This is a genomic window from Exiguobacterium sp. s5 (assembly GCF_018618075.1).
GTDB lineage: Bacteria > Bacillota > Bacilli > Exiguobacteriales > Exiguobacteriaceae > Exiguobacterium > Exiguobacterium mexicanum_A.
In genome coordinates, this window is the sequence record NZ_JACSLK010000018.1 from 1 (window position 1) to 381 (window position 381).

2 tRNA genes are annotated in these 381 nt (G+C 49.9%); both read right to left on the bottom strand.

Annotated features, from left to right (window positions below):
- Positions 1 to 91 precede the first annotated feature (91 nt).
- A tRNA-Ala gene (locus tag KNP60_RS15455) sits at positions 92 to 164 on the bottom strand.
- A gap of 21 nt (positions 165 to 185) precedes the next feature.
- A tRNA-Ile gene (locus KNP60_RS15460) sits at positions 186 to 262 on the bottom strand.
- Positions 263 to 381 lie beyond the last annotated feature (119 nt).

Below are 381 nucleotides of genomic sequence, written 5' to 3' on the forward strand. Positions count from 1 at the left end.
TCTAGCGTCTAAGACACACGGTCCTCACGGACCATATGTGAAATTAATTGGTTTGATGTCTTGATGAATCTTCAGTTTTCAAGGAACAAAGTGGAGCCTAGCGGGATCGAACCGCTGACCTCCTGCGTGCAAGGCAGGCGCTCTCCCAGCTGAGCTAAGGCCCCATATAGGAATTCTCAAAAAAATGGTGGGCCTAAGTGGACTCGAACCACCGACCTCACGCTTATCAGGCGTGCGCTCTAACCAGCTGAGCTATAGGCCCTCATAATTTGATTGTCGAGAGATTTGGTCTCTCAAAACTGAACGATGGGCAATGCCACATGGGCATTTTCCTTAGAAAGGAGGTGATCCAGCCGCACCTTCCGATACGGCTACCTTGTT